Source organism: Streptomyces sp. NPDC016640 (assembly GCF_043076215.1).
Lineage (GTDB): Bacteria > Actinomycetota > Actinomycetes > Streptomycetales > Streptomycetaceae > Streptomyces.
Genome location: NZ_JBIBRG010000053.1, coordinates 1 through 1436, shown reverse-complemented (window position 1 = coordinate 1436; position 1436 = coordinate 1). Strand labels below are relative to the sequence as shown.

Sequence of the window (1436 nt, the reverse complement as noted above, 5' to 3'; positions counted from 1 at the left end):
CGTGCGCAGTTTCACCGCCGCGGTCGCGGTGCGCTCCGAGCCCTCGGCGCCCACCGACGAACTCGCCCTCTTCTTCCACCTCGCCCCCCAGGTCTGCCAGGCCTCGGACGGGGACAGGGCGGCCGCGCTGCGCGAGATCGCCGGCAAGGTGACCCGGGAGATCGGCGTCAGCCCCTCCTTCCTCATCCCGGTGCAGGCCGACGCCGTCCCCAAGACCGAGATCGGCAAGATCCAGCGCACCAAACTGCGCAAGAGCTTCGAAGCGGGCGCCTACGACGAGGAGGTCCGCGCCACCCAGCTGCTGCTGGGCACCGCCGCCACCGTCCCCGACTGGTTCCTGCGCCCCGTCTGGCAACACGCCCAAACCCACCGACCCGCCCCTGTCACCACTGCCCGCCACACCCTCCTCCTGGCGGGCGGCGACCCACACGTCCACCACCTCGCCGACCGCCTCGCCCACGCACTGCGCGCCGACGGCGGCCTGTGCACCGTGGTGATTGACGGAGCGCAGTACACCCGGCTCGACGCCGCCCACTACCGGATCCGCCCCACCGAGGAAACCGACCACACCGCACTGCTACGACAACTGGAAAGCGATGGACGGCCCGTCGACGCCGTCCTCCACCTCGACGGGCTGAGCACCGTCAAGGCGCCGGAGGCCGCACCGACCTCCGACACCGGCACGGTGCGTCTGCTGGCACTCGCCCGGGCTCTTGCCGCCCGTTCCGGCCGGCCGCGCCCCGTGGACCTGCTGCACGTGACGGCGGGCGCCCAGGCCGTCCGCCCCGGCGACCGGCCCTCCCCCGCACACGCCATGGCCGGCGCCCTGCTCAAATCCCTGAACGAAGAACTCCGCTGGCTGCGCGGCACCCACCTGGACCTGGCGGCGCACGAGGACAGCGACCCACTGCCCACCCTCCTCACCGAGACGGCCACCGCCCCCTGCCCCGACACCGAAGTAGCCCTGCGCGACGGCCGGCGCTACGTACGCCGCCTGGCCCCCCTGCCGGACACCCCACCCCGCACACCCACACCCGCACCCGCACCCGACGGATTCACCCTCCTCACCGGAGGCCTCGGCGGAGTCGGCACCGAAGTCGCCACCCACCTGCTGCGCACCCCCGGCACCCGACTGCTCATCCTGGGACGCACACCCCTGCCCGCGGAGGACACCTGGCAGGGACACCTGGCCGCCGGAGGACCCCTGGCCGCCCGCATCGAGGCCTACCGGCGGCTGCGCGAGCTGGGCGAGGTCCGCTACGCGTGCGCCGACGTCACCGACGAACAACAGGTACGGGAAACCGTCGACGCGGCCACCGGACACTGGGGCACCCCCCTGGTATCGGTGCTGCACCTGGCCGGGGCCCTGGTCGAACGCCCCGTCGGCGACCTGGACACCGCCACCTGGCGCCGGGCACTGGAGGCGAAGGTGGACG

General features: G+C 73.5%; 1 protein-coding gene. It reads left to right on the top strand.

What is annotated here, in order from left to right; all coding sequences use genetic code 11:
• A partial coding sequence (locus ACF07S_RS33480) for a KR domain-containing protein (RefSeq protein ID WP_391975927.1) occupies nucleotides 1–1436 on the top strand: 1436 nt, incomplete at both ends.